At 66.4% G+C, this 26,251-nt stretch carries 30 protein-coding genes; 18 read left to right on the forward strand and 12 right to left on the reverse strand.

Going from position 1 to position 26,251, the window contains the following annotated elements; genetic code table 11:
• The first annotated feature begins 46 nt into the window (after nucleotides 1-46).
• From prfB to ACOGW9_RS14650, 4 genes are all read left to right on the forward strand, one after another.
• On the forward strand, nucleotides 47-1,174 hold the full coding sequence (gene prfB, locus ACOGW9_RS14635) for a peptide chain release factor 2 (protein WP_419913095.1): 1,128 nt from the start codon (nucleotides 47-49) through the stop codon (nucleotides 1,172-1,174).
• Nucleotides 1,175-1,309: 135 nt separating this feature from the next.
• Nucleotides 1,310-2,047, forward strand: coding sequence for a cell division ATP-binding protein FtsE (gene ftsE / locus ACOGW9_RS14640; protein WP_419912522.1), 738 nt, complete (start codon nucleotides 1,310-1,312; stop codon nucleotides 2,045-2,047).
• A complete protein-coding gene (locus ACOGW9_RS14645; RefSeq protein WP_419912524.1) occupies nucleotides 2,044-2,937 on the forward strand; it encodes a cell division protein FtsX in 894 nt (297 codons plus the stop codon). The genes ftsE and ACOGW9_RS14645 overlap by 4 nt, the downstream gene beginning before the upstream one ends.
• Nucleotides 2,938-3,045: 108 nt before the next feature.
• Nucleotides 3,046-3,945, forward strand: coding sequence for a crotonase/enoyl-CoA hydratase family protein (locus ACOGW9_RS14650; RefSeq protein WP_419912526.1), 900 nt, complete (start codon nucleotides 3,046-3,048; stop codon nucleotides 3,943-3,945).
• On the opposite strand, the gene ACOGW9_RS14655 is transcribed toward ACOGW9_RS14650, so the two are convergent.
• Together ACOGW9_RS14655 and ACOGW9_RS14660 are read right to left on the reverse strand one after the other, a co-directional pair.
• Complete coding sequence (locus tag ACOGW9_RS14655) at nucleotides 3,938-5,200, reverse strand: CynX/NimT family MFS transporter (RefSeq protein ID WP_419912528.1); 1,263 nt, start codon at nucleotides 5,198-5,200, stop codon at nucleotides 3,938-3,940. The two genes, ACOGW9_RS14650 and ACOGW9_RS14655, sit on opposite strands and share 8 nt — an antisense overlap.
• A 64-nt stretch (nucleotides 5,201-5,264) precedes the next feature.
• Nucleotides 5,265-5,876, reverse strand: a complete 612-nt coding sequence (locus ACOGW9_RS14660) for an EthD domain-containing protein (protein WP_419912530.1) — start codon at nucleotides 5,874-5,876, stop codon at nucleotides 5,265-5,267.
• A 40-nt stretch (nucleotides 5,877-5,916) separates the two neighbouring features.
• Here ACOGW9_RS14660 and ACOGW9_RS14665 point away from each other — a divergent pair, with 40 nt between their 5' ends.
• Nucleotides 5,917-6,261 carry a metallopeptidase family protein gene (locus ACOGW9_RS14665; protein WP_419912532.1) on the forward strand — a complete coding sequence of 115 codons (345 nt, stop codon included), beginning with the start codon at nucleotides 5,917-5,919 and terminating at the stop codon, nucleotides 6,259-6,261.
• Between the two features lie 96 nt (nucleotides 6,262-6,357).
• Here the strand turns inward: ACOGW9_RS14665 and ACOGW9_RS14670 are convergent, their stop codons facing one another.
• From ACOGW9_RS14670 to thpR, 4 genes are read right to left on the reverse strand one after another with little or no spacing between them, the layout of a single operon-like run.
• On the reverse strand, nucleotides 6,358-7,482 hold the full coding sequence (locus tag ACOGW9_RS14670) for an acyl-CoA dehydrogenase family protein (RefSeq protein ID WP_419912534.1): 1,125 nt from the start codon (nucleotides 7,480-7,482) through the stop codon (nucleotides 6,358-6,360).
• 12 nt (nucleotides 7,483-7,494) lie between these two features.
• Nucleotides 7,495-8,619: an alpha/beta hydrolase family protein gene (locus tag ACOGW9_RS14675; RefSeq protein WP_419912536.1), complete on the reverse strand. Its 1,125-nt coding sequence runs from the start codon at nucleotides 8,617-8,619 to the stop codon at nucleotides 7,495-7,497.
• A gap of 19 nt (nucleotides 8,620-8,638) precedes the next feature.
• Entirely contained in the window at nucleotides 8,639-9,163 is a 525-nt protein-coding gene (locus tag ACOGW9_RS14680) for a VOC family protein (RefSeq protein WP_419912538.1), read from the reverse strand.
• A gap of 35 nt (nucleotides 9,164-9,198) precedes the next feature.
• On the reverse strand, nucleotides 9,199-9,702 hold the full coding sequence (thpR, locus tag ACOGW9_RS14685; RefSeq protein ID WP_419912540.1) for an RNA 2',3'-cyclic phosphodiesterase: 504 nt from the start codon (nucleotides 9,700-9,702) through the stop codon (nucleotides 9,199-9,201).
• A gap of 100 nt (nucleotides 9,703-9,802) precedes the next feature.
• Here thpR and ACOGW9_RS14690 point away from each other — a divergent pair, with 100 nt between their 5' ends.
• Together ACOGW9_RS14690 and ACOGW9_RS14695 are read left to right on the forward strand one after the other, a co-directional pair.
• Nucleotides 9,803-10,528 (forward strand): hypothetical protein, encoded by a 726-nt coding sequence (locus ACOGW9_RS14690; RefSeq protein WP_419912542.1) that lies wholly within the window; start codon nucleotides 9,803-9,805, stop codon nucleotides 10,526-10,528.
• A 114-nt stretch (nucleotides 10,529-10,642) separates the two neighbouring features.
• Entirely contained in the window at nucleotides 10,643-10,822 is a 180-nt protein-coding gene (locus ACOGW9_RS14695; protein ID WP_419912544.1) for a hypothetical protein, read from the forward strand.
• Between the two features lie 12 nt (nucleotides 10,823-10,834).
• Here ACOGW9_RS14695 and ACOGW9_RS14700 read toward each other — a convergent pair whose 3' ends face one another.
• On the reverse strand, nucleotides 10,835-11,614 hold the full coding sequence (locus ACOGW9_RS14700) for an indole-3-glycerol-phosphate synthase (protein WP_419912546.1): 780 nt from the start codon (nucleotides 11,612-11,614) through the stop codon (nucleotides 10,835-10,837).
• Nucleotides 11,615-11,876: 262 nt separating this feature from the next.
• Between ACOGW9_RS14700 and ACOGW9_RS14705 the strand changes: the two genes are divergently transcribed.
• The 3 genes from ACOGW9_RS14705 to ACOGW9_RS14715 are packed head-to-tail and all read left to right on the forward strand — an operon-like array spanning nucleotide 11,877 to nucleotide 12,975.
• Nucleotides 11,877-12,299, forward strand: a complete 423-nt coding sequence (locus tag ACOGW9_RS14705; protein ID WP_419912548.1) for a hypothetical protein — start codon at nucleotides 11,877-11,879, stop codon at nucleotides 12,297-12,299.
• Complete coding sequence (locus ACOGW9_RS14710; protein ID WP_419912550.1) at nucleotides 12,296-12,661, forward strand: DUF5615 family PIN-like protein; 366 nt, start codon at nucleotides 12,296-12,298, stop codon at nucleotides 12,659-12,661. Before ACOGW9_RS14705 ends, ACOGW9_RS14710 begins: the two co-directional genes overlap by 4 nt.
• A gap of 59 nt (nucleotides 12,662-12,720) precedes the next feature.
• On the forward strand, nucleotides 12,721-12,975 hold the full coding sequence (locus ACOGW9_RS14715) for a hypothetical protein (protein ID WP_419912552.1): 255 nt from the start codon (nucleotides 12,721-12,723) through the stop codon (nucleotides 12,973-12,975).
• 249 nt (nucleotides 12,976-13,224) lie between these two features.
• Here the strand turns inward: ACOGW9_RS14715 and ACOGW9_RS14720 are convergent, their stop codons facing one another.
• Nucleotides 13,225-13,644: a cupin domain-containing protein gene (locus tag ACOGW9_RS14720; protein ID WP_419912554.1), complete on the reverse strand. Its 420-nt coding sequence runs from the start codon at nucleotides 13,642-13,644 to the stop codon at nucleotides 13,225-13,227.
• Nucleotides 13,645-13,734: 90 nt separating this feature from the next.
• Between ACOGW9_RS14720 and ACOGW9_RS14725 the strand changes: the two genes are divergently transcribed.
• Complete coding sequence (locus ACOGW9_RS14725) at nucleotides 13,735-14,205, forward strand: hypothetical protein (protein ID WP_419912556.1); 471 nt, start codon at nucleotides 13,735-13,737, stop codon at nucleotides 14,203-14,205.
• Between the two features lie 16 nt (nucleotides 14,206-14,221).
• Here ACOGW9_RS14725 and ACOGW9_RS14730 read toward each other — a convergent pair whose 3' ends face one another.
• The gene (locus ACOGW9_RS14730) at nucleotides 14,222-14,836 is read right to left on the reverse strand and encodes a PQ-loop domain-containing transporter (RefSeq protein WP_419912558.1); all 615 of its coding nucleotides are present in this window, start codon (nucleotides 14,834-14,836) and stop codon (nucleotides 14,222-14,224) included.
• Nucleotides 14,837-15,033: 197 nt separating this feature from the next.
• Between ACOGW9_RS14730 and ACOGW9_RS14735 the strand changes: the two genes are divergently transcribed.
• The 3 genes from ACOGW9_RS14735 (at nucleotide 15,034) to ACOGW9_RS14745 (ending at nucleotide 18,671) form a co-directional block, all read left to right on the forward strand.
• The gene (locus ACOGW9_RS14735; RefSeq protein ID WP_419912560.1) at nucleotides 15,034-16,350 is read left to right on the forward strand and encodes an MFS transporter; all 1,317 of its coding nucleotides are present in this window, start codon (nucleotides 15,034-15,036) and stop codon (nucleotides 16,348-16,350) included.
• A 174-nt stretch (nucleotides 16,351-16,524) separates the two neighbouring features.
• A complete protein-coding gene (locus ACOGW9_RS14740) occupies nucleotides 16,525-17,724 on the forward strand; it encodes a glycine betaine ABC transporter substrate-binding protein (protein ID WP_419912562.1) in 1,200 nt (399 codons plus the stop codon).
• A 77-nt stretch (nucleotides 17,725-17,801) separates the two neighbouring features.
• Nucleotides 17,802-18,671 carry a formate/nitrite transporter family protein gene (locus ACOGW9_RS14745; protein WP_419912564.1) on the forward strand — a complete coding sequence of 290 codons (870 nt, stop codon included), beginning with the start codon at nucleotides 17,802-17,804 and terminating at the stop codon, nucleotides 18,669-18,671.
• A gap of 28 nt (nucleotides 18,672-18,699) precedes the next feature.
• Here the strand turns inward: ACOGW9_RS14745 and ACOGW9_RS14750 are convergent, their stop codons facing one another.
• Entirely contained in the window at nucleotides 18,700-19,161 is a 462-nt protein-coding gene (locus ACOGW9_RS14750; protein ID WP_419912566.1) for a nitroreductase/quinone reductase family protein, read from the reverse strand.
• A gap of 86 nt (nucleotides 19,162-19,247) precedes the next feature.
• Here ACOGW9_RS14750 and ACOGW9_RS14755 point away from each other — a divergent pair, with 86 nt between their 5' ends.
• From ACOGW9_RS14755 to ACOGW9_RS14765, 3 genes are all read left to right on the forward strand, one after another.
• Nucleotides 19,248-19,484: a hypothetical protein gene (locus ACOGW9_RS14755; protein ID WP_419912568.1), complete on the forward strand. Its 237-nt coding sequence runs from the start codon at nucleotides 19,248-19,250 to the stop codon at nucleotides 19,482-19,484.
• A complete protein-coding gene (locus ACOGW9_RS14760) occupies nucleotides 19,481-20,278 on the forward strand; it encodes a HugZ family protein (protein WP_419912570.1) in 798 nt (265 codons plus the stop codon). The genes ACOGW9_RS14755 and ACOGW9_RS14760 overlap by 4 nt, the downstream gene beginning before the upstream one ends.
• A gap of 64 nt (nucleotides 20,279-20,342) precedes the next feature.
• Nucleotides 20,343-21,167 (forward strand): hypothetical protein, encoded by an 825-nt coding sequence (locus ACOGW9_RS14765; RefSeq protein ID WP_419912572.1) that lies wholly within the window; start codon nucleotides 20,343-20,345, stop codon nucleotides 21,165-21,167.
• A 92-nt stretch (nucleotides 21,168-21,259) separates the two neighbouring features.
• On the opposite strand, the gene ACOGW9_RS14770 is transcribed toward ACOGW9_RS14765, so the two are convergent.
• The gene (locus ACOGW9_RS14770; protein ID WP_419912574.1) at nucleotides 21,260-22,285 is read right to left on the reverse strand and encodes a sterol desaturase family protein; all 1,026 of its coding nucleotides are present in this window, start codon (nucleotides 22,283-22,285) and stop codon (nucleotides 21,260-21,262) included.
• Between the two features lie 132 nt (nucleotides 22,286-22,417).
• On the opposite strand from ACOGW9_RS14770, the gene ACOGW9_RS14775 reads away from it, so the two are divergent.
• Nucleotides 22,418-23,710 (forward strand): DUF3644 domain-containing protein, encoded by a 1,293-nt coding sequence (locus ACOGW9_RS14775; protein ID WP_419912576.1) that lies wholly within the window; start codon nucleotides 22,418-22,420, stop codon nucleotides 23,708-23,710.
• 7 nt (nucleotides 23,711-23,717) lie between these two features.
• Here the strand turns inward: ACOGW9_RS14775 and ACOGW9_RS14780 are convergent, their stop codons facing one another.
• Nucleotides 23,718-26,075 carry an ATP-binding protein gene (locus tag ACOGW9_RS14780; RefSeq protein WP_419912578.1) on the reverse strand — a complete coding sequence of 786 codons (2,358 nt, stop codon included), beginning with the start codon at nucleotides 26,073-26,075 and terminating at the stop codon, nucleotides 23,718-23,720.
• Nucleotides 26,076-26,251 lie beyond the last annotated feature (176 nt).

Genomic DNA, 26,251 nt, shown 5'->3' on the forward strand with positions numbered 1-26,251 from the left:
CGCGACGAGAAGATCCTGCTGCGGGGACATTGCGATGAGCCGATCCTTGAGCGATCTCGCCGACGCGCTGGCGGACCTGGATCGGCGCGTGGGCGAGGCGCATCACTACCTCGGGATCGACGAGGCGCGCACCGCTGCGAACAGGCTGGAGACCGAGGCATCGGAGCCATCGCTGTGGGATGACCCCGACCGGGCCCGCGCGGTCACCACCCGGCTGTCGCGTGTGCGTGACGACATCGATCGCTGGCACCGGGCGCGCGTCGAAGTGGACGATGCCACCGCACTCGTGGAGCTGGCGACTGAAGAGGACGATGCCGAGCTGCTGCCCGAGATCGGCGAGGCGGTCGAAGCAGCAGAACGCAGGCTCGCCGAGATCGAGCTGATGGCGCTGTTCAGCGGCGAGCACGACGAGAACGACGCGGTGTGCGAGATCAACTCGGGTGCCGGGGGCACGGATGCCTGCGACTGGGCCGAGATGCTGCTGCGGATGTACCAGCGCTGGGCCGAGCGCAACGACTTCACCGTCGAGCTGACCGAGGCCACCGACGGCGGAGAGGCCGGCATCAGCTCGGCCACCTTTCTCGTCAAGGGGCGGCACGCGTTCGGCTTCCTCGCAGCAGAACGGGGTGTGCACCGGCTGGTGCGCATCTCGCCGTTCGACGCGCAATCCCGGCGCCACACCGCGTTCGCCTCGCTGAAGGTGGTGCCGTTCTTCGACGAGGTGTCCGACGAGGTGCCCATCGACGAGGGCGACCTGCGCATCGACACCTATCGCTCCTCAGGCGCCGGCGGTCAGCACGTGAACGTCACCGACTCTGCGGTGCGCATCACACACCTGCCCACGGGCATCGTGGTGGCCTGCCAGAACGAGCGCAGCCAGCATCAGAACAAGGATCGTGCGATGCAGATGCTGGCGGCCAAGCTGGCCGACCTGCAACGGACCGAACGCGAGGCTGAGGTTGCCGCGCTGGCGGGCGAGCAGCGCGACGTGGCGTGGGGCAGCCAGATCCGCTCCTATGTGCTGCACCCCTACCAGCAGGTCAAGGATCTGCGGACCGGCATGGAGATCGGCAACGTGGACGCCGTGCTCGATGGCGACCTCGACGGCCTGATGGAGGCATACCTGCGCTGGCAACGCTCCCAGCAAATCCCCGACGGCGTGGCCCCACGCTGAGCGAACAAGAGCGATAGCGGGGCGCTCACGGGGTGCCCGAGAACCGCGGCACCGCTGGCGTACCGTGGGAAGCGATTTGATGATGTCGGCGCGGGACGGGCCGGACGCACCCCGCCGCACGACCTGAAGGCGCGCATGATCCGCTTCGACAACGTCACGAAGATCTACAAGGGCGAGACGCGAGCGGTCAATGATGTGTCGCTCAACATCACCAAGGGCGAGTTCGTGTTCTTGGTGGGACCGTCGGGCTCGGGCAAGTCCACGATGCTGCGCCTGATGACCTGCGAGGAGAAGGCCACGACGGGCAACATCCACGTGGCCGGCAAGGACCTGTCCAAGCTCAACAGCTGGCGCGTGCCGTACTTGCGGCGCAACATCGGGTCGGTCTTCCAGGACTTCAAGCTGCTGCCCAACAAGACCGTGTACGAGAACGTGGCCTTCGCCCTCGAAGTGATCGGCCGTCCTGACGGCGTCATCCGCACGCAGGTGCCTGCCATCTTGGAATTGGTCGGGCTGCAGGACAAGCAGCGGCGGTTTCCCGATGAGCTGTCCGGCGGTGAGCAGCAGCGGGTGAGCGTGGCGCGGGCCTTCGTGAACCGGCCGCTCATCCTGCTCGCCGATGAGCCCACCGGGAACCTCGACCCCGACACTTCCGAAGAGCTGACGTCACTGCTGGACCGCATCAACCGCACCGGCACGACCGTGGTGATGGCCACCCACGACCAGACGATCGTGAATCGCATGCGTCGCCGGGTGGTCGCCCTGCGGCACGGCGAGCTCGTGCGCGACGAGCAGCGCGGTGCCTACGGCGGCGAGCCTGAGCACGGGACAGCACCGGCCGACGCCGTGCCGCGTGATGGGACCGGCTCGTGAGCCGCATCCGCTACTTCGCGCGCGAGACGTGGGCCAACATCCGGCGCAATCTCACACTGACCTTCGCCGCGATCCTGACCGTTGCGGTCGGCGTGATGCTGGTCGGCATGGGGCTGATGGCGGGTTACGCCAGCGGCAACGCGCTCGACCGCTGGGAGGGCGGCGTCCAGTTCGAAGTGTTCATGGACCCCCAGATCGATCCGAGCCAGATCGACGCGCTCGGCCTGGAGCTCGAGACTCACCCAGAGATCGACCGCATCGAGTTCTTCAGCTCCGAGGAGGCCTACGGGCTGGTGTCCCAGCAGATGGCCGACCAGCCCGAGTTGCTGGCCCAAGTGTCGCCCGAGGCGCTGCCGCCGTCGTACCGGGTGGTGCCGCGCTCGGTCGAAGCCGAGCTGATCGAGTCGCTGGCGGCGCAGTTCCGCCAACGGCCCGGAGTGATGTCGGTCCAGACTGGCCGTGAAGAAGTTGACGCCATCCGCACCTGGTTCACGTCGTTTCAGGGCATCGTGCTGCTGCTGTCGATCGTGCTGGCGGGTGCAAGCGTGATGCTGATCTTCAACTCGATCCGGGTGGCGATGTTCGCCCGCCGCCGTGAGATCGAGGTCATGAAGCTGGTCGGGGCCACCAACAGCTTCATCCGGTTCCCGTTCATGCTCGAAGGCATGCTGCACGGGCTCGCCGGCGGGATCATCGGGGCGATCGCGGCCGGGGTGTTGCGCGGCCACGTCGAGGGGCTGTTCTCGAGGTCCGACATCTTGGCGTTCTTCAGGTCGTTCGTGGTGACGTCCAGCCAATTCACCACCGTGGTCTTCGTCACGGTGATCGCCGGCGTGCTGGTCGGGATGCTGGGCTCTGCGTTCGCTGCGAGTCGCTTCCTGGACGTGTAGCACGGCCCGAGAGCACTGGCCGCTCGACGTAGAGAGTGGCTGGGCGTGTAGAAAAGCCGCCGATACCGCCGTCCGCCGCGTCGGGCGGCCACTGACTGAGGGGGCGTTGTGCCGGAGTTCGAGACGATCCTGTACGAGGTTGACGACCGCGTCGCCACCATCACGCTGAATCGCCCCGAGCGCCTCAACGCGTTCAACAGCCAGATGCTGCGTGATGTGATGGACGCCATCGACCTCGTCGACGCCGACGACGACGTGCGGGCGGTGATCTTCACCGGCGCCGGGCGTGGTTACTGCGCCGGGGCTGACCTGAGCGGCGGTGCCGACACGTTCGACTTCGACAGCCAATCAGATGAGCGGAAGGCTGAGCGAGCCTCTGAGCGGGGCGAGGGCGGCGACTTGGCGTGGATGCGCGACGGCGGCGGGCTGCTCACGCTGCGCCTGTACGAGTGCAACAAGCCGCTGATTGCGGCGATCAACGGCCCCGCAGTCGGCGTGGGCGTCACGATGACGCTGCCCATGGACATCCGGCTGGCTTCCACCAAGGCCCGCATCGGCTTCGTGTTCGCCCGCCGGGGCGTGGTGCCCGAGGCCTGCTCGTCGTACTTTCTGCCGCGAGTCGTGGGGTTGTCACGGGCGTTGGAGTGGTGCTTCAGTGGCCGTGTCTTCGACGCAGACGAGGCTCTCGAAGGCGGGCTGGTGCGCAGCCTGCACGAGCCGGATGATCTGCTGCCGACTGCCCGGGCCATCGCGGCGGAGATCGCCGAGAACACCTCGGCCATCTCGGTGACGGTGATCCGCCACATGCTGTGGCGCATGCTCGCCGCCGACCATCCGATGGAGGCCCACAAGATCGATTCCCGGGGGATCTTCCACCTCGGTCGCGGTGCGGATGCGCACGAAGGCGTTGCATCGTTCCTCGAGAAGCGGCCGCCGGAATTCTCGCTGCGCCCCACCCAGGATCTGCCCGAGTACTTCCCCTGGTGGGACGAGCCCGAATTCAGCTAGAGGCTGATGGGTCGTCGCCCCAGCCGGTGAGCAGGATGCCTGCGACGCAGGCGGCGACGGCGAGCCCGAAGGCCGGGCCGAAGCTGTCGAACCAGTCGGCTGTTGCACCGCCGAGTTGCGGTCCGGCCGCCAAGCCGAGGCCGAACACGATCGTGGCAACCCCGTAGGCGGCGCCGAACTCATCGCCGGAAAGGCTGTCGCTGACCCGGGCAGCGATCGAGGCGATGATGCCGGTGAACGCCGTGCCGAAGATGAATGCCGACACCCACGCCAGCGCCTGCCCGCCCACTTCGAGCAGGGGGTACGCGGTCATGAAGATGATGGAGATCATCGACACGCAGAACCCGATGGTGACCGTGCGCCGCCTGCCGAGGCGGTCCGCCGAGCGTCCGAAGATCGGCCCGCCGGCGATGCTGCCGATGCCGATCGACGAGAAGGCAATGGCAGCGTCCCGCGCGTCGAAGAGGTCGGTGTAGCCCTCGAGGTGGTCCACGATGAAGGTGAGCACCGTCGTGACGACGAATGCGTGCAGCGTGTAGGCGGTGATGAGCTGACCCGCTCGGGGAACCTTGGCGAGAGCGGCGCGGGCACCCCCGAAGCCGGTGCGACCAGGTGTGCGTGACCACTTGCGCACGGCGATGGCGAGGGCGATCAATATGGCAGCACCGATGACGAGTTCGACCCGGTATACGTTGCGCGGGTGGCTGAGATCGGCCGCGGTCAGCACAGTCTCGCCAGTCTCGGTGCCGTCGGGCCGGCTCAGGAGCGCGTCGATAGCCGCCGCGGCGACCATGCCGCTGCCCACACCGCCTGTCATCCAGCCGGCCGCGGCGCCGCGACGCTCGGGTCCCAGCAGCTCCGCTGCGAGCCCGGGAGTGCCCACCCATACACCAGCCGCGCAGAATCCCGTCAAAGCCAGTGCGAAGGCCGCGACGCCCACGTTCGGGCTCCAGGCCAGCAGGGCTAAGCCGGCCACGTTGCCAGCGAGGCCGATCCGCACGGCACCGCTCAGGCCGGTGCGTCCGACCGTCAGTGCAACCACCAGCGAGCCCACCACGTACAGCAGCAGATTCAGCGAGCCGAGCGCGCCGGCGACGGTGTTGGACAGGCTGAACCCGTCGCGCAGGTCAGCGAACAGCAGCGAATAGGTGAAGCGGCCGAACGACTGCGACACCGCCGCTGCCCCCGCCAGCGTCAGCAGCGTGGCGATCCGGCGTGCGCGGCTGAACCCTTCGCTATGCGGCGCGGCAGTCACGGTGAGTGCGCTTGCTGGCTCATGGCGCGGGCGGACGGAATGTCGTTTGCGGGACGCGAGCGAATCAGTCGTGCGGCCAGGTCACCGCTGGCAGCGGGGGACGCTGGCGGTAGATCGTCTCCGTGGTGACCACACGCCGCGGCGAACGCTGGGTGTCGGCGAACTTCGCGACATCGGCCAGGATGACCTCCCGATCGTGATCGTCGCCGAAGAAGCGCTCACGCATGTCATCGAGTGAAGCGAATGAGACCAAGGCGAAGCCGTCATAGGACGGTCCGTTGAGGGTGCCGACGACGCTGAGCTGGGTGTAGTCCCACATGCCGGGGTGATGTCGCAGCGCGAGCGGAGCGTGGGTATCACGCCAGTGGCTGTCCCCCTGCGAGTGGGTCAATGCAGGGTGGTGAACCATCGGGAAGATGGCAGTCAGGCCCGGAGAGGGCGTGCCTGGGTCGGACTCCAGGGGGCGCTCGCGGATGATGCGCGAGAACGCCAGGTAGGTGCCCACCGTCGCGGCCGGCGCGAGGGCGTCGGGCGCATCGGTCATCGCTCGCACCAGCGTGCGGAAGGGGAGCTCACGACGTTCGTCAGGATCTGCTGCGTAACACACGCCCCCGACACTCGCCGCTGCCTCCGCGGCGGCATCCGGATCATTTCCCGTGACGACGAGCTCGTGCATGCCCGCAACCTAGAGGATGCGCAGGGGGCAGGATGGAGTCGTGCTCGAGATGGACGAGGCCGCGTTTGCCGACCTGGTGGAACAAGCACTCGAAGACATTCCGGACGCGCTGCGCTCGCTCATGGACAACGTGGCCATCTTCGTGGAGGACCGCGGGGACGATCCGGACATGCTCGGCGTCTACGAGGGCATCCCGCTGACCGAGCGTCACGACTACGGCGGGCTGGCGATGCCCGACAGCATCGTCATCTACCGGCTGCCCATCCTGGAGATGTGCGAGACGCCCGACGATGTGGTGGAAGAGGTGCTGGTGACTGTGGTGCACGAGGTCGCCCACCACTTCGGCATCGACGACGACCGGCTGCACGAACTCGGCTGGGACTGACTCCAATCCAGCTTGCTTGCTAGGGCAGCGCCCCCGGTGCGCCCGGATGCGGCCAAGCGGTCGCAGTCGGCCGCGCCATCACGTCCGGCCGCGTGGTCACACGCGGCCGAGGCCAAGATCCAGCCGGCCCCGGGCAACGTTGGCCGCTAGCACCTCGGTGGGTCCCTCTGCCAGCCTCTGTGCGCGCACGCGTCGCAAGATGCTGGCGAGCGGGTGGTTGTCCACGAGCGCAGTGCCCCCGACTAGCTGCACGGCGTCGTCACAGATTCGGCTGAGTGTCTCGGTGGCCAGCGACTTGGCAGCCATCACTTCGTTGACGGCGTTCTCGCCGGCATCGAGCAGGCGCGCCGTGCGGTAGAGCGCGCTGCGAGCCGCGTAGACGTCGATCCGCATACCTCCTAGCGTCACCCGCTCCAGATCGGTGCCGACTCGCGCCGGTTCCTCAGTGGAGCCGTGCCGCCCCGCCCGCTCGACCAGCGTCTGCTCCACGAGGTCGATCGCGAATCGACACTGGCCGATGCACTCGGCTGCGATCGCCATGCGCGTGGCGTTGATCTGGCTCATCGCGCGCCGGAGACCGCGCCCAGCCTCGCCGATGACGTGGCTCGCAGGAACGCGCACATCGCTGAACGTGAATGCAGCATGGTGGCTGCCGTCGAGGGTGCCGAATCGTTGCTTGAGCGTCACGCCGGCCCGGTCGGTCTCGATGAGCACCATCGCCGGGCCGACCCCGTCGACCTCGACTAGTGCGTTGATGAAGTCGGAGTTCGCGCCCCCCGTCACGTATGACTTCGCTCCGTTGACCACCAAGTCGTCGCCGTCACGCCGAGCCCAGGTGTGGCGCGGGGCGTCGGCCGGCTCGGTGAACCCGAAACCGCTGCGGATCTCACCGGCGAGATACGGCAGCAAGAACTGGCTGCGCAGCGGCTCGCCGACATCGGCGAGCACGCCCGGCGACGGCCCGAAGACACCCGGCAGGTGACCCACATTGCGGCTGCCGAGCGTGTCACGCACGACGGCCAGCGCCAGAGCGCCGGCCTCGGTGCCGCCTACCGACATCGGCTGGGTCATGCCGAACACACCGGCCGCCTTGGATGCCTCCCGCGCCGCCGCCCCGATGTCGCTCTCATCGACCCGGCCCGACAGAGCTGCAAGCTCGTCGGCCAGCAGCTCGGCGGTGCGCAGCACCTCGGCGTGCTCGGTATCCAAGTAATCGGGCATCGATCGCGCCTTCTAGCCCGTGTGGCTGCGGACCCAGTCGGTGATGAGGTCGGCCGCTTCGGTCCGCGCACCGGCGGGTTCGGTCAGGTAGTGGTCGCCGGAGATGGAGTGCGCTGGGACGTCCGGTGCGCCGGGCCGGCCGCGCAGCGCGTTGACGATCTTGGCGGTGTCGGAGGAGAAGATGCCGGTATCGGCATCGGCGTCGATGACGATCGCCGGAAGATCGATGTGCTGCGCCTGGTCGGTGCTGCACTGCGAGTCGGCGAGGCTCCACATCGACAGCCAAGTCCGCAGCGAACTCACCGTCCCGACGCCGAAAATTCCGTAGTTGGCCCGGCGCGGATCGCCGAGGTAGCAGCCGGGCACGGTGCGTTGGCTGGGGTCGATCGAACCGTCGAGCATGCGCAGGTCCGCCCAGAGTCGCGGCACCACGAACAGACGCTCGCGGTGCCCTGCCGCTGCGAGCCGGTCCAGCTCGCTTTTGCACCAGGCGGTGATGCGTTCGTTGCGGGCCCGCTGTGCACGCCGGTACGCCGCGATGAAATCAGCGCCGAACGGCGGCTGGCGGTCGGGGGAGAACGGGTCGAGGGCCGGATCGATGCTGAGCGGATCGTTCTCGTCGGTGACCGACGGGTCCATCCAGTTGGTCAGCACTTCGGCGCGACCGGTGTGCGCCACGATCGAGACGTACAGGTCGCCTCCCGCCAGATCCTCGATCGCCGGGTGCAAGCCTCGCCGGCTGTACTCCGGAACCAGATTGGGCGCCGTGGCCTGTGCCTGGTAGGTGGCCATGAGCGAGCCGCCACCGCTGTTGCCCAGCAGCACCACGCAGTCGACGCCCTGGCTGCGCAGCCAGCGGACACCAGCGTCGATGTCGGCCAGCGCCAGATCGGCCAGGAAGTAGGGCTCGGCACCCCGGAAGCGGGTGTTCCAGCCGAGAAAGCCCAGACCCCGCTCGGCGATGTAGCTGGCCAGGTAGTGCTCGCTGAAGTCGATGTTGTAGTGGGTCGCTATGAGCGCGGTGCGCGGCTCGTGTCCATCGGGCCGGTGGTAGACGCCTTGGCAGGGATGCCCGCCCACGCCGGACCGGGGTGCGCTGGCGCTCGTCAGCGCGACGAATTCGCGGGTTGTGCCCATCTGTCGGCCGGCCCGCAGCTCAGGCCGTTGCGTCGGCGGGGATGGGGGAGCGCATCACTTCCAGCGCTTCGGCGGGATCGGGCTGGATGCCGGTGGTGTCCCGGCAGAGCTCCACCATGATCCCGTTGGGGTCCACGAAGTAGAGCGAGTGGCACCAGCCATGGTCCACCTCCATCAGAGGCTCGATGTCTGCGGCTGCCATGCGCTCGCGGGCTGCCTCTTGTTGCTCTGGCGTCGCCCGAACGGCGACGTGATTGACCCACACCGGCAGCCCCACCGTTGCGCTGAGGTCGGTGCTGTAGTCGGATTGCTCGCCCATGTTCTGGATGAAGAAGAAGGCGATGCACTCGCCGTCGCCGATGTCGTAGAAGACGTGCTTGATGTGGCCAGTCGGCCCGCCGTCGGGGTGCGGGCGCTCGGCCTGCTCGGCGTGCACCAGCGGGAACCCCATCAAGTCCTCGTAGAAGCGGTGGGTCGCCTCGAGATCCCGTGTTGCGTAGGCGACGTGGTGAAGTCCCATGGCTCCCCCTGCTGCGGTGTTCACCGCAAGGTTCTCACATCCGGCTGCGCCGCTTCGCCTCACGGACCGGGCCCGGCGTTCTCGTGGAGCGGGAACTTCGCAACATCGAGGTACTCGCCCCACGGCGCTGACTCGACCAGGCTGATCTCGTCGACCTCGAACGTCTCACCCAGGCGTGGCCACTCGACCGACGGCTGCCGCTTGCGGAATCTGGCAACGGTGAGGTGCCCCACGAAAGGGTGATCCGGCGGCTGGTCGCCGATGTAGCGAGTGCAGTCGATGACGGACTGGGCGAGTTCGTCGACGCCGGCAGCCGGAAGCATGAGCACGCCCCGACCAAGTCGTTCAGGCGCCGGGCCGAGCGTCGCCCGCGCCACCCCGAATGAGGCCGCCTCCAACGTGCTCAGGGCCTCGTCTTGGTCGCATTCACCGAGGAATCTCAGCGTGATATGCAGCCGGTGGGGCTTGGTCCAGCTGACGCCTGGCTTGGATGGCCGTGGCAGCGCCGCCAACTCGTCGATCACGGAGGGAGGCGGCCACACGGCGACGAACAGGCGCGGCACGGCACGAACCTAGCGGCGCGTCTCCGCCATGCCGGAGACACTCGGCGCCAGGCTCGATGCCGCTTGTGAGCCAGCGCGGAGGCGGGTTACGCTCGGTCGCGTGATGCTGGTACTGCGCCGAGCGGTTCTGGTCGCGGCCTCGTGCGTCGCGGGTGTGGGCCTGCTGGCCAGTTGCAGCAGCGACAGCGACGAGACATCACAGACGGTGGCTGCCAGCACGGCCGCACCAGCGCTCGCGACGACCGAGCAGCCTGCGAGTCCGACCACGGCACCGGTCGATCCCGCTGATCAGCCCGCCGACGAGGCTGGCGCTGATGCCACGGACCAGGCCACGGCGGACGACGCTGGCGACACTGCCGCGAAGCAGCAGGACGAGGCTGAGGATCAGCCCGGCAGTGCCGCCGAACCGTCGGCGGACGACGAGTCCGATGATGTCGGCAGCGGGGGAGCACAGGACGCTGCCGCGACCACCGACGACGACGACGCCCAAGCATCGGGAACCGACGCTGGCGGTGGCTCATCGCAAGAGGCCGAGTTGGACGATGAGCAGGCCGCCGAGCCGGAGGTCGACAACGGCCAACAGGCCGAAGAAGACGGCGAGGCCAAAGAGGCTGGGGAAGCTGAGGAGTCTGAAGAGGCCGGGACAGCCGGCGAGGTCGAGGAGGAAAAGGAAGACGACGCCGAGGAGGCGGTCTCCGAACCTGATCCGACCGAGAACAGGCCCAAGGTGCTGGCGCTGGCCGTCCCGCAACTCGACGGCACGACCCTCGATATCAGCGCATTTGCCGGCCGCGACGTGCTGGTGTGGTTCTGGGCACCGTGGTGACCGAATTGCCGGCGGGAAGCGCCTGCGGTCGCAGCGCTGAAGACACTGCACGGAGACAACTTGGCCCTCGTCAGCGTCGGGGGGCATGACACCACAACGGCCATCGCAAGCTTCGTGAGCTCCTACGGACTCGGTCACCTGCCCAACCTGCCCGATACCGAGAATCAGCTCGCCAGGACGCTCGGCGTCAGCTATCACCCCCGCTGGCTGCTGCTCCGTGCCGACGGAACAGAGCAGGCGGGCGGCGGCGCGATCCCCGACGCCGTCGTGACCGACGCCCTCACCCCCGGCTGACCAAGAGAGCAGTTAGCTGGACCTGGCCTCGATCCGTAGTTCGTAGAGTCGCTGTTCCGGATCGTCAGCCGTCACAAGTTCCTCGCCGATAAGCGCTGCATCGTAGCCAGCCTCAGCGATGGCGCTCATCGACGTGCCATCGCGAACTCCGATGCCTGAGGCAGCTACCAACAGAATTTGTTCGTCGATGCCCTCGAAACAGCTGCTAATCCGCACCGCCTTGTTGGGGTCGACTGTGTACTCCTTCGACTGAGGAAGATCTCGCTGATTGACAGCGATCATGTAGGCGCCGAGATCAACGGCGAGTTGGAATTCGTCTTCGTCACGTACTTCGGTGAGAACGTCGATACCGAGCGAGAGGGCGTGGTCCTGCATTTCGAGCAACTGTGATGGATCGATTTCGGCGAGGATCACCAGCATCGCATCGGCGCCCATCGCGGCGCTCTCTCGCACATCGTCGAGTGAGCGCAGGAAGTCCTTCCGAAGTACTGGCACATCGGCGGCGGCCTTTGCCGCCCGAAGATCGTCAGGTGAGCCGCCAAATCGTTCACCTTCGGTCAGGATCGACAGGCAGGTAGCACCGCCACGTTGGTATCGAACCGCGAGATCGCCCGCATCTAGGTCTGGGTTCATGGGTCCGCGAGATGGCGATCGGCGCTTGATCTCGGCGATCACCGATAGGCCTGCCTCTCGCAGCGCGGAGGCAAACCGATGCCCCTGCACCGACGGGCGCGTGGCTACTGCAATTCCGGTCGCCGACGCTCCGCCAGCGACCGCGATGTCAACTGCCATTAGGAAGGACTAGTCCCATCACAATCGACTCACTCCCAACCTGGACGACTGCTACTAGTGAATGGGTCGTGACTATAGGCCGTTCGATGGTGCCATGACGACCCTGTAAGGGGCTCCTCGCAGCTGAAGCATACGCCGACTCCTCGGCATTGCAGAACCAACCGGGGTCGACCCCGAATGCCGCCGGTGGCGGTCGCGCTTGGAGGCGCGGCGGAGCTTCCGCCGATGCGACATCGCCACCACATATGACTACGCTGTAGTCATGCCAGTTGTATCGGTTCGGATTTCCGACAACGAGTTGTACAGCCGGCTTCGGCAGAACGCACGACGTCACAGCCAGGGGATCTCGACGCTCGCTGAGCGTCTGATCGACGAGGGCTTGCGGATGCAGACCCATCCGGCGGTGATGTTTCGGGACGGCCCACGGGGCCGCCGTGCAGCGCTCGCAGCCGGGCCGGAGGTCGTCGATGTCGTCGGGGCGCTCATCGGAGGCGATGTGCCTGTCGACCAGCGACGAGCACGAGCGGCAGACCTGCTCAACATCAGTCCGGCCGCCGTCGACGCGGCCCTCGCGTACTACGCAGAATTCACCGACGAAGTTAACGCGGAGATCGCCGAACGAGCTCGGGCAGCCAAGGAAGCCGAGGCCGCTTGGGCTCGCCAGCGGGCATTGCTTGAAGCGTGAAGCTGCTGCTCGACGAAATGCATGCGCCGAGCGTCGCAGCTGCACTCCTTGATGCAGGGCATGACGTTGTAGCCGTGGCCGCGGACCCCTCGCTCCGTGGGTGCAGCGATACCAGCCTGCTGCAGTACGCAATGGAGTCTGGCCGGGCACTGGTGACTGAGAACGTCGGCGATTTCTCGGTGCTGGTGAAGCGGCACGTGGCGGCTGGAGAGTCGCACCCAGGCATCATCCTCACAAATCCCGCCCGTTTCAACCGGGCCTCGCTGGCCTATCCGGGAAATCTGATAGCCGCGCTCGCTGCCTTTCTCGCCGACCCGCCTGTAGGTGGCGATTCGTGGACGTGGTGGCTTCAGCGCGCTTGAAGGCACGTACGGCAAAAATCACTTGGAGGATGGGAAATCAATGAAATAACTTGAAATATATGGAAGATGAGCAAATGAACGATGACGGCGGCGAGCTGCAGCGCCGTCAGCTCCGTGCGGCTGGCGTGCTGGTTGCTTCCAATGCACGCCTGCGGCCGACGACCACGATGGTCGCCGAAGACGAGACGGGCGCCACAGTCGCCGTCGCCACCCTGCTGCTCGACGTAACCCGCCCAGATTGCATCGACCGGGTCGTGAGCTGGATGCGCGACACCGCCACCCTCCTCGAAACCCTCCAAGAACTCGAACGCTGATCTCTTGACGGTTCAGTGATTCGGTCGGACCTACCTTCGTTCCCAGCCGGTTAGCGTTCGTACGATGCAGGAACGAGAGGGCAAACCTGATCGAGGGGACATCACGCGTCGGCTGAATGCGCTGTATGCACAGGAGCCCTCAGGTCTTGATCCGGTTCTGCGAACCTTGCAGGCGCGTGCGCTCGCGGACGTCGAGTTTGACGCTGACGCCGCCGTCGATCGGTCGGTTCACGACACCTAGCGCTTCGACTAGTCCGGGTTGGGGGCTTGGAGCTTGCTGTGCTCGGAGAGGCTTCTGTGCTGCGTTGTTGGCCCTGGGGTTGCGAATAGCAGGCGTCCCGGTTCGTTGACGACGAGCCGGTGCCACACGCCGCGGGGCACGACACACATGCGGCCGTGCTCGAGAGTTGCGGACTCGGTTGTGCCGCTGTGGTCGAGGATGATCTCCATCGAGCCGGACAGCCCCACCAAGACTTCATCGCCGCCCGAGTGCATCTCCCAGTGGCTGTCCTGTCCTAGCTGAACCACTCCGGTCAGGCGCCCGTCGAGGTTGCGCTCGGCGAGTGATTGCCAGAAATCAGGCGCCGTGGCGTCGAGCCGCATGGCGTCGCCGTCTGGCGTGAGGTGCAGGAAGGTCTGCTGGGGATCCAGTGACGCGTGCTCAGTCACAGCGAGGATCTTTGCACCAATCTGCGGCTTGTTGTGATTGCCCGGTGGGGCGCAGATTGGCAGGGCGAGGGGCGCGGTAGCGTCGTCGCGGTGCTGCGGGAATTGCGTGAGCTGCCGAGGGCTGTGTGGCCGCGAGCCGTGGTGTACGGGGCCATCGCCGCGGTGCTCATCGGGATCCCGTCAGACCTGATCGACACGCCAATCTTCGGTCGGCCCATCGATGCTCGGTGGCTCGACTGGGTGATCTTGGCGATCACCTCGGCACTGATCGGCCTGATCTTCGCGATCCGGCCTCCGTCGAGCGCTGAGACAGGCACCGAAGCGGCCGTTGAGCGGCAGGGAACGACCACCTTGTGGGGTGGGCTGGTCTCATTCCTCGCCGTCGGCTGCCCGGTGTGCAATCAGGCGGTCGTGGCACTCGTGGGCATCTCAGGGGCGCTGTCCTGGTGGGCGCCGGTGCAGCCCATCGTGGGGCTGGCCGCCGTCGCGCTCCTGGTGTGGACGCTGCGCAAGCGGCTGCGCACCTACCGAACTGTCGCCTGCCTGATTCCCACGGCGTAGAGCATCGAGCGCCCGGTCAGTCGGGCGACGCAAGCTCGGTTCGGATCCGGTGACGAGTAATCCACAGTCGCAGGAGTATGAGCGCTGCGAGCAGGAACGCCGTGCTTCCGTAAACCATGATCGGTACCGCTTCCACGAGCACCCCGTAGTAGCCCCACAAGATGCCTTCGCCTGCCGTCAGCACCCAGGTGAGCGGGGCCACGCCGACCGGCGCGTACGACCGCCACGCGGCCCACACAGACGGTCCGAGGTACAAGCCGTTCGACAGGCCGAGCACAGTGCCCAAGACCGTCCAGCCCGCGACAAGCTGCAAACCCACCGATGCCACCCCCACGGCAATGCCGGCAATGACAGCGATGCGCACGTCGGCGCCATTGCGCCACAGCAGGAACAGCACGAGGCCGAAGCTGATGACGGCAGCGAGCACCGCCGGAATGGTGACCCAGAATTCCTCCGCGATCACATACGCGGTCCAGCCGATGTTGATCACCATGCCGATCGCCGCCCAAGCTGGCGAGGCGCCCTCGGTCCGCTTCAGGCGCACCAGACGCACCACTTGGGGCACGACTTGCATGAACGTCACCGCCGTCGCAACGACGGCCACCAGGTTCGCGAACTGTTCCTGACTCACGGCACGCGCTGCCGATCTCGCACGACGATTCGCCGTGAGGGCTGCCGCCGACAGCCTGGGCGCACCGCGACCATCTCGAAAGTGTCGCACCCCGCAACGATTCGCAGAGCGCCGACTGGCCCGGCGAGGTCTGCAGGCGAGAAGAACTCAGCGCCGTCACGTGCGACCGGCGCGATTTCGGGGTTGCATGGTCATTCGTGACCGACCTCGGCAATGGAGCGCAGGCCCGTCAGCGCAGGTTGACCGGGGCCGCCGCGGTGGTGCTGATGGCGCTGATTGCCGCGGTCGCCCAGTCATTCGGGCGGTTCACCTACGGCGTGCTGCTGCCTGCAGTCCGCGACGACCTCGGCTTGTCGAACACGGTGGCCGGGTCGCTCGTAACCGTCAACATGGCGGCGTACCTGGTGGGCAGTCTCATCGTGGCTGCGGCATCGAGCCGGTTCCGGCTGCTGTCGGTGATGCGGGTCGGTGTGGTGGTCGCGATTATCGGCCAAGCGCTCGCGACCGTCTCGCCGGGACCGCTCGTGCTAGGTGCGGGCTTGTTCGCTCAAGGTCTGGGCGGCGCCCTGACGTGGATCCCCGCCCCGGTGATCACCGCCGACGCGATCGCCCCCGAACGGCGCGGCCTGGCCGTCGGCTTTCTCGGCGCAGGCATGGGGCTCGGCGTCGTCTTCGCCGGCCAGCTCTCCGGCTTTGTTCGCTCGACGATGGGGGACTCGTCGTGGCGGACCGTCTACTTCGTGCAGCTCATCATCGGTGCCGTTCTGGCGGTCGTGGTGCTGCTCGCCATCGGCCACCGCCAAGCGCGTCTGGCATCACGGACAGGCCTCGGCGGGTTCGGCGCGCTGCGGCGCGTGCCCGGCTGGGCGCCGCTGGTCTCCGCGTTCTTCGTGTTCGGCCTGCTGTACCTGCTGGTCATCTCGTTCCTCACCACGCGGCTGGAAGACGACAGCGGCTGGACGAGCGCCCAAGCGTCGCTCGCGTTCACGCTCGTCGGGCTGGCGATGATCTTCGGGGGGCCGTTGTTCATCGCGTTGTCGGAGCGCATCGGAGCCCGAACGACGCTCGCCATCTCATTCGCAGGCTGGGCGGTGGTCACCACGCTGATGCTGCCGGGATGGCTCGCGCCGACGCTGGCGCTGTCGGTGGCAGTTGGCCTGCTGTTCGCATCGATGCCGTCGGTGCTGACCGCCTATGTCGTCAACAACACCAGCACCGACGACTACGGACCGGCGTTCGCAGCGGTCACTTTCTCGTTTGGGATCGCCCAGATGATCTCGCCGCAGCTCGGAGGCTTCATCGCCGACACGGCGGGCTCATTCACGCCGGTGTTCCTGCTCTCGGCGTCGTTGGCAGTGGTCGGCATGTTCGCCTCGTTCGGCCTGCCGCGCCGCAACCGGCCGGGCTTCCCGGCGGTGCCCGCTCCCGGGCCCACCGCAACGCCGCAGCCCGACTGGCGCTACATCAACATGACCTACACCGTCACGCCCCAGGGCCGGCCCACGGCCCGATGAACCGTTGACACCACCGCCTGCTGCTGCGACTGACACTGCCGTGGCGCGGTCCAGTTCACACCTGCGAGCGGTGTCCGTGGAGCGTGCGGCGCTGACCTATCGTCCTGTTGCAGACCGGGGTTGTATGGATACCGACGGTCGGGATCGGCCGTTGCGCCTGCAAGGAAGCGCATCATGTTGAAGCTGCGGGGTTTCAGGTTCGCGTCGCTGTTGGTGATTGCCGCAATTGTCTGTGCTGCGTGCACGGGCGGCGACGGCGGCGACACCACGACGGTTCCCGAGACCCCCGCGCTGACCGATACTGCGCCGCCCGATACTGCGCCGCCCGATGAAGTGTCGGCGACGCCAGGCGACGGCATCAGCGTGACCATGGGTCGGGCCAACTGGAACAGCGGATACTTCCAGGCCGAGATCTTCCGCCAACTGCTCGGTGAACTGGGCTATGACGTGTCCGATCCCGCAGAGCTGGAGCTCGGTCCCAATGCCGCCTATGTGGCTCTGGCTGAGGGACAGATGGACTTCTGGGCCAATAGCTGGTACCCGCTTCACGATTCGTGGCTCGCAGGCGAACTGCCCGACGGCTCCCTCGTGGGACACCACCTCACCGTCGTCGGCGAGCAGATGATCGCCGGCGGCATTCAGGGATTCCTGGTCACCAAGTCATTCGCCGACGAGTACGGCGTGTACACGATGGACGAGCTGAACCGCAACGCCGATGCTCTTGCCGCGTTCGACGCGACCGATCCGGTACCCGGCAACGGTGTGGCGGACATCTTCGGATGCGCCGAGTCGTGGACGTGCGACAACATCATCGAATCGCAGATCGCATTCTCAGGTTGGGACAACATCGTCCAGACGATCGCCGGGTACGACGCGATGTTCGCCCAAGCCGTCGACGCTGCCAACGAGAACCTGCCCATGGTGATCTACATGTGGACTCCTTCGGCATACATCACCATGCTCCGCCCGGGCGACAACGTGTACTGGCTCGGTGTCGAGTCGGTACTGGACGACTCGAATCCCACCGGCTTCGAGGGCGGCGAGGCGCATGACCAGCGGGGTGCCGACGGCACCGGCGGATATGCGGCAATCGGCGCGGACCTCTGCCCTGCAGCGGCGGACACTGACGACGGGCTGTGCCCGATCGGCTGGGTCGCAGCCGACATCCTGGTGACAGCCAACACCGAATTTCTCGGGGCCAACCCTGCCGCGGAAGCACTCTTCGAGGTCGTGCGGTTGCCGGTGATCGAAGTGTCTCAGGCCAACGTGGCACAAGACGAGGGCACGGTTGCGGCTGACTTGGCTACTGCGTGGATTGCCGACAACCGCACCACCGTTGACGCGTGGCTTGGCGCCGCCCGGGCCGCCTCGTAGGCCAACCCGTCGAGCGGTCGCACCGCTGGCGCGTTCTCAACAGGACCAGGGCGTGGCACGAACTAGCGTCCACTTTGATGTCTGGTCCGAGCGGGCCTCGTGTGCCGACCGGCAATCCGGTCGTGCCGTTGACGCCGTCGGACATTGCTACGCAGGTGTCGCACCTGGCCATACGCCGGGCGGCGCTGAGCTTCGGATCGATGTCTGTGCTGGCCGCGATGGCGGGCGTGTTCGTAGCGCTCGGCGCCATGCTGACCAACACCATCGCGGCATCGTCGAACCTCGGCCTCGGTCCCACCCGGCTCCTGATGGGCATCGGATTGTCGACGGGGCTGTTTCTGGTGGTGATCACCGGCGCGGAGCTGTTCACCGGCAACAACCTCATGGTGATCGGGCTGCTGGACCACCAGATCACCGTCCGCCAGCTCATCCGGAACTGGATCTCGGTGTACTTGGGCAACTTCGCCGGCGCATTGGCCGTGGTGCTGGTGGTGTTCTGGTCGCGCTGGTGGGAGATCGCCGATTTCTCGTTCGGCGCCGCAGCGCTCACCAACGCACACGCCAAGATCGATCTCGGGCTCGGCACCGTGTTCGCCCGGGGGATTCTCGCGAACGTGTTCGTGTGCCTGGCGCTGTGGCTGGCCACGGCGGGCCGCTCGCTCATCGACAAGCTGGTCGCCGTGGTGCTGCCGATCTCGGCGTTCGTGGCCGGCGGCTTCGAGCACAGCGTGGCCGACATGTACTTCGTGCCGATCGGCATGCTGGTCTCGGGTCAACCTGAGGTCGCCGAGGCAGCGCAGCTCTCAAGCGCCCAGCTGGACGGCCTGAACGGGGCGTGGTTCGCCGGCTTCCTGGCGATCGTGACGCTGGGCAACGTGGTCGGCGGCGTCGCGGTGTCACTTGCCAACTGGTTCGTGCACCTGCGCAGGATCCCGACCGTCGGCTGAGCCTTCGCCAATCTCGGCTTGGGTGCGCTCAGCTGCCTCTGGCTTCGGTCTCCTCGGCGGGCTCGAGCATGACGATGGGGAATTCGCGGTCAGTCCTCGCCTGGAATCGGAGGTAGTGGTCGTCCCTGGCGGTCACTTGCTCCCACAGCTCGGCGCGCTCGTCGCCTTCGGTCAAGCGGGCAGTCATCGGCCGGATGCCCGCGCGGTTGCGAACTCTTACCGACGGGTTGTCAAGCATGTTCAAGAACCATGCCGGGTGCTTCGAGTCGCCCCCGCGCGAGCCGATGACGACGACGGCGCCATTCCGCTCTGCGACCGCAGACAGCAGCGTGGTGCGGGGTTCACCGCTGCGCCGGCCCGTCATGGTCACTTCGATGATCGGCGTTCCCTTGTGGATCCAGCCGATGCGACCGCCGCTGCAGCGGATCGCCGTTCGGTTCGCCCAGTTCGCAAGCTTGAAGGTGAAATCAGACCACACGTTCACTGCCACACCGCCATTCTCGCCGATCCGCAGCCCTGAGGAAGGGGCGCGCCATACGCTGAGTCCATGTCCCTCGCGGACATGATGAGGCCCGAATGGCAATGATCTTGACAGTCACCTTCTACGGGTGCCTCCTCGGAGGCGTGTTGGCGATTGCGGCCGCAATTGTCTTTGCGGAGCAACGCGTGAGCGCGCTGTGGCTGTCGACGATGCTGCTGCTGGTCGCGAGCGTGCTCGCCATCGGTTCGATCGGTATCTTCCTGCTCGTCGTGCCAATCTTCACCGGACTCGCAGCAGTGACCCAGAGTCGACAAAGAGACCGAACGTCATGACACGTCCTGCCTCCCATGGCGGCGGCGAGGCCGGCCCCCCGATCGCAGGCGATCCCTCATCGTTTCCATCCGACGCGGAGTTGTCACGGACACTGGTAGCAGCCACCAGGATCGCCAGCCTCTCGACGCTGACCGCCGATGGATTTCCATACGGCAGCGTCGTCTCTTACGCTGCTGACGACGCCGGTGCGCCGGTCATCCTCATCTCAGAAATGGCCGAGCACACTGTCAATGCCCGCGGCGATGACCGGGCGAGCATGCTGATCGTCGACGGTGCCGGCGACGGCGACCCTCTGGGCCGAGCTCGGCTGACGCTTGTCGGCCGCTTGGAGGTGCTCGACGACCCCGGCGCACTGCGCGACCGCTACCTCGAGACCCACCCCTACGCGGCCTACTACGCGGACTTCACCGACTTCGCGTTCTGGCGCCTCGATGTCACACAGTGCCGCTACGTGGGCGGTTTCGGACACATGAGCTGGGTCACCGCCGACGGCTACCGCGACGCCGCGGTCGATCCGCTGTGGGAGGCCGCCGCAGGGATCATCGAGCACATGAACGACGACCACGCCGACGCCAACCTGATGTATGCGCAGGTCCAGGCCGGCCTCGACGATGCCACCGATGCGGCCATGGTGGGGATCGACCGCTACGGGCTCACCCTGCGTGTCACGACCCCGGCAGGACCGCGGATGGCACGTGTGCCCTACGGCGAACCGCTCACCGCGTCCGATCAAGCGCAGGCAGCCGTCATCGAGTTGCTAAAGGAAGCTCGGGCCCAACGCGGTCAAGCCTGACAACACCCCGCGGTCCGCAGCCGGGTGACAAAGCTCGAAATCAGCGCGCTGTACTGTTGGCCGCGTGTCGTCACAAACCGAAACGGTCACTGTGGCCGAGCTCAAGGAACTGCTCGCCGAACCGGCTGCTCGCATAGAGCTTCACGACGCCATTCATGACGAGACGATCCGGACAATCGAAGCTCTCCGCGATGCCGATTGCCAGGGCTACGACGAGTGCGTGCGGGCCTACGAGGCTGCATCGGCCAACCTGATCGAACTGCTGGTCACCGGCGCCTATTTCTCGAATTGCGCGGACCACGACAAGGCCTGGGCTCACGCTGTGCGCCTGCTGGCCAACCGGATTCCTTTCGCGGGCTCAGCCGATGGAACTGAGATCAACCTGCAGCACCAAGTCACGCTGCTGGCGATCTACGCGGTCGCCTTCGGCGCTGCCGCTGCCGATCGGCTCGACCCGCTCGCGCGGATCATCGGGACGGTGCACGCCGAGGACGACGGCAGGGTCGGGCGGGTCACGTATCTGGTCAACTGCGAGCGGCTCAAGCGAGCGGACGAAGCGCCGATCCAGGCATCGCTGCGCTTGTGGATGACACTGCGGTCGATCACCGACGAGTTCGTACCCAAGACCACCGAGGACGCCCTTTTCGACGCCTTGCTCGACGAGATCGAGTACCTGCTCGGCGTGACCCACGGGCGCGACACCGCCGAGGGAACCGGCCCGGTGGGGTACGGGGCGATCCAAGTGCTCGCCACCCGCGTGGCACCCGATCGTCTCGTGCGGCGCAACCTGGATCTGCTCATCGCGCACGACGCCTTCCAAAGCGTCGACGAGTTCTACATCTGCCGCGAGCGCTACAACAAGCGGTACGCCGCCGAAGCACGGGTCTGAACCCATCGCTCGACTCGCGCCCGGCGGAATTGGGTCCGGACGTCCCGCCCTTGTGGTGGAAGCGACTGCTTAGTGCGACGCACTGTGCTGGCTCAGCGCGACGCGCTGTGCCGGCGCCGAGCGTGACGGGCCTTCGCCCGCTCGCGCATCCGAGCGTGGGCCTCGGGTGTGCCGTCGTGGAATGTGCCGAACAGCTTGTCGAGCGGAACGGGCCTGTTGCCGTAGTTGCACTCGAAGTAGCGATGATGAAGGTGATGGAAGTAGTCGCCGCCGGCCATAGTGGGCCCCTCGCGCTTGCCGAGCTCGAATCGCTCGAACCCCGAGTGGGACATCGCCGTTGCGACGCTGTTGGACAGCAGCGTCAGGATCACGATGTAGGGGTGGGCCGGCACCACCCACCACAGCACGAACATGCTGAGGTACATCATGTGCTCGACGGGGTGCATCGACAGGCCGCTCCACGGCCCGGTGTTCACGTTGCGATGGTGCAGGTAGTGGACGTGTGCGTACACCCAGCGCATGTGCAGCACGCGGTGGATGAAGTAGAAGTGGGTCACCGACCACAGCGAGGTCGGCACCGCGAGTGCTGAGAGGTACAGCCACGCAGAACCCCACTCCACCTGCGGAATCCAGCCGTTGGCGTAGAACCACATGGTGAGTGACTCGTAGATCGTCCACACCCCGCAGCCGCTGACGAGGCACCAGAACATGTTGTCGCGGGTCTGGTTGTTCCACAGGAAGGCCCGGTTGGTCGTGCTGAGCCATTGGCGGTTGTACTTGAAGCGCTGCTGCTGGACCTGCCGGATGTACAGCAGAACATGCAGGGTCCCGGCCACGGCCGTGAACATGGCGACGTTTCGCAGGTAGATCTCCAGCACCCATCGCGGGCTCAGACTGGACATGCGCTCCATTGCGGGCGTGAAGAAGTTCCACGCCAGCGCCGACATCCCCACCCAGAGCATTCCTTGCGGCCACATCATCGAGATGATGTTCCGCAGCGTTCCGAGCGGTCGCGGCGGCCAATTCAGAATCGGCGACACGCTGATGGGCAGATCAGGCTCGAAACCCTTGGCGTCGGTGTCCGATGGGACGCCGTCGGGCGCCTGCGTGTCCGCCATGAGAGCGCCGTCCTCTCCGCTCGGTCCAGCCCTCGTCACCTCAGCGGCAGAATACCCCGCACTCCGAAGCGCTCCGTCGTCCCTCGCCGGTCCCAGGGACGACGGTGGGCGACCGCAGCGGTACGGTGCTGCATGGCCGAGCCGCCCAGCGACGACGACGTCGAGCTCGCACTCAAGCTGCTCGACCTGTGGGACAACGGCAGGGGCATCTCCAAGAGCGAGCTGGAGCGTCGCACTTGGGAGGACGGCTCGTCGCACGGCCGCCGTTTCGACCGGTTCATGCGGCGCACGCTGCAGATCGAGACGACGGGGCGTGCTCGCCAGACCGACCTCATCGAAGACCTCCAAACTCAGGTGCGGTCGCTGGGCGCGCAGCCGGCGGGCACCCCCGCCACTGAGTGGGAGACTCAGCTGCAGCAGGCCCGCGCATCCTGCCTGGAAGCGCTGAGAGTCTGGAACGATCCGCTCAGCTCGTTCCGCACGGGCGCGTTCTCGCTGCTGTTCGTGACGGCGTGGAACAGCCTGTCGCTGGCGGTGCTGCAGCGCGGCGGCGAGGAGTGGCGCAAGCTCGACTTCGACGGTCAGCCCACGCTGTTCGACGGGGTGGAGCAGTCGCTCGACACGCTCGACCTCATCGGCCGGGCGTTCGGGGGTTCTCCTTATCGCGGCACACGCGAGAACGTGGCTCGCTGGGTTGAGCTTCGCAACGCCACCGCCCACCGGCACCTGCCAGGACTGGACGTCACGGTCATCCCGTTCGCGCAAGCCGGGCTGCTGAACTTCGAGAACGCATTGACCAGCGAGTTCGGTTCCGAGTACTCGCTTGCGGACAACCTGTCGGTGCCGCTGCAGCTGTCGGGCTTTCGTGACCCCGGCGTGCTCGCTTCTGCCCGCAAGCTCCATGCATCGCTCCCGCTCGATGTGCAGGCGCTGCTGGGCCGCGCCGAAGCGGTGCCCGACGAGGTGCTGAACGACCCCACGTACATGATCCGGGTGGCGTTCGTGCCGGTGCCTAGATCGTCGGCCAACAATCCCGACGCCGTGGCCTACTTCGTGCGGCCCGGCGAGGTGCCTGCCGAGCTGGCCGATGCCCTCGATCAGTTCGTGGTGCTCAGCCGCCCGGTGGCGCGCCACGGCTTCAGGCCGTCCGACGTAGTCGGCGAGGTGCGTCGCCGCACGGGCCTGAAGTTCACGACCGCGATGCACGCCGAGGCGTGCCGCAAGCTCGGCGTGCGTCCCCCGAAAGGCCAGAACGACCGCACCATGAACCTCAACTACGCCGAGTACCTGACCAGCTACAAGAGCTACCTCTACACCCAGGCATGGATCGACCGGCTCGTCGCCGAGTTCGCAGAGCCGCAGCGGTTCGCCGATCTTACCGGCGCTATTGCGTCAGCGGCGATGACCAGCCGTGGCGTGAGATGACTGATTGCTACGGCGCGGCGGCCCGGTAGCCGACGCCCGGCACGGTGAGGATGTAGGTGGGGTTCCTGGCGTTGTCGCCGAGCTTCGAGCGCAGGTCCTTGACAAAGGTGCGCACGCGCTGCGCGTCGCCGCTGGCATCGTCGCCCCAGACGAGATCGAGGAGCTGTTCGTAGCTGAGTGCCCGGCCGGCGTTGATGCACAGTTCCGAGAGCAGCTTGTACTCGGTTGGGGTGAGATTCAACGCTTGCCCGGCGACCGTGACGGTCCGGGTCAGGAAATCGACGGTGAGGTCGGCCATCCGGTACGTCTCGACATGCTGCGATTGCGCTCGACGGCGCAGGGCAGCGCCGATGCGGGCCAGCAGTTCGGTCGGCGAGAAAGGCTTGACGAGATAGTCGGCGGCGCCCATCTCGAATGCTCTCTCTACGAAGTGGTCGTCGTCCCGACCAGAAACGAAGATGAGCGGCGCCTCCAAGATCTTGGGATGACGCCTGACGAGCTCGAATCCGTCGACGCCGGGCAGCACCACGTCGAGCAGCACGAGATGGGGCGTCTCGGCTTCGAACAGGCTCTCGACCTCGCCGGGATCGCTGGTGACGACCGGCGTGTAGCCGGCCCGTGCGAGCGTGCTGCGGACGAAGCGCAGCGCCTGGGGATCGTCATCGATGACGAGTATCCGCTCGACCTTTGTCCCCGCCCGGCTGCTGTCACTGACGCCTGCATCGGTCAGGATTGCTGCGACCGGCGGCTCGTCGACGGCGGGCACGGTGAAGGTGAACTGCGCGCCGCTGCCGTTGCCCGCGCTGTGAGCCCAGATCCGGCCGCCATGAGCCTCCACGATGCCCTTGCAGATGGCCAGCCCCAGCCCGTAGCCGCTGGTGGCGCTCTCGGTTTCGTCGGGGAGCCGGCGCGAGAACTTGGTGAACAGCAGCGGCAGTTGCTCGGCAGCGATGCCGGATCCCTCGTCGGTCACCGAGATTGCCACGTGGGTGTCGTCCAATACCGCTGACACGCTGATGGTCGACCAGTCGCGGGAGTAGGCCGCAGCGTTCACGAACAGGTTGTGCAGCACCTGGATGATCCGCTGCCCGTCGCACCACACACGCGGCAGGATTGGCGCCGGCTCGACCTTGACATTGTGCTGATAACCGCCGCTGAGGAATGTGTTCTTGGCCTGCTCGATAATCGACTCCAGGCTCCCCGGCGTCGGATTCACCGACAGCGTTCCCGCCTCGATGCGCGTCATATCCAGCAAGTCGTTGATCAGACCCCGCATGTGATCGGCTTGCTCTTCGACGATGCGGAAGAACTGGCGAACCTCTGCGGGATCGGGGGGCACCAGCGAGCTGCGCACGGTGGCCGCTGAGCCCTTGATGGACGTCAGCGGCGCACGCAGTTCGTGGCTCACCATCGCCAGGAACTCAGCTCGAAGCCGTTCCAAGTCCTCCAGGGGCGAGATGTCCTGCAGCGTCGCAATCACCGTTACCAGCTCGCCGTCGTCGGAACGGATCGGCGTGGCATTGACCAGTGTGGTCACCTCGCTGCCATCAGGACGCACGATCACCAGCTCTTCGGCGTGCACCGTCTCGCCGCCTTGCAGGGCCGCCCTGAATGGCAGATCCTCGAATGCGATCGCGGAACCGTCCATCCGCTTGAACGCCAAGCGCTCGACGCTCGCGACCGAGAACTCTCGCTGGTCGGGACCGACGCGGAGCAGGCGACGCGCCTCTTGGTTGACCATCACCGCCTGCTTCGAGGCGGTATCCATCACCAGCACGCCCACTGGAGAGGTGTTCACCAGGGCTTCGAGATCAGCCTTTGCCCGCTGCTCGTCGCCGTAGCGGCGGGCGTTGGTGAGCGCCTTCGCTGCTTGGCTGGCGAACATCTGCAGGATCTCCTCGTCCTCAGGTGTGAACTCGGAGTTGTCGTGCTTCTCGCCGATGTACAGCGTGCCCACCTGGCCGTCGCGAACCATGATCTGTGCAGTGAGGAAGGCGCCGATCTGCGGCTGGAATCCGCTGAACCCCGCAGATTCGGCATGGGCCACAAAGTCGGTGATCCGCAGCGGGTCGCGCAAGCCGCTGAGGTAGCGGAACAGCTCGATGCCGGCGTCATACTCCACGATCAACTGCTTCTCTTCCTCGGATACTCCCGAGAACAACAGGTCCTGCAGCTCTCCTGCGTCGTCGACCGTGGTGATGGCTGCGTAGCGGGCCCCTGTCAGCGATCGGGCGCTGTCTGCCACCGCCTGCAGCACCGTGTCGAGGTCGAGGTCCTCGCTGATTCGCAGAATCGCTTCGGTCAGCCCCGACAGGCGCGAGCGAAGCATCGCGTTCTCTGCACTCAAGCGGTCGATGTCAGCCAACTTGGCACCCTTCAAGCCCATCAGTGGTGTCCCGAGAGGCAAATGCGCACCGGAAACGTCTGATAATGCAGCATATGACTCAGATAATGCGGCATATGACACTGAGTGCTCAATGAACCTCCGCGAGTGCGTATGGCGGTGGTTGCTGCGCTTGGTGCATCCTGATGGCGGGCGAG

The organism is Candidatus Poriferisodalis sp., from assembly GCF_965203655.1.
Taxonomy (GTDB): domain Bacteria; phylum Actinomycetota; class Acidimicrobiia; order Acidimicrobiales; family Poriferisodalaceae; genus Poriferisodalis.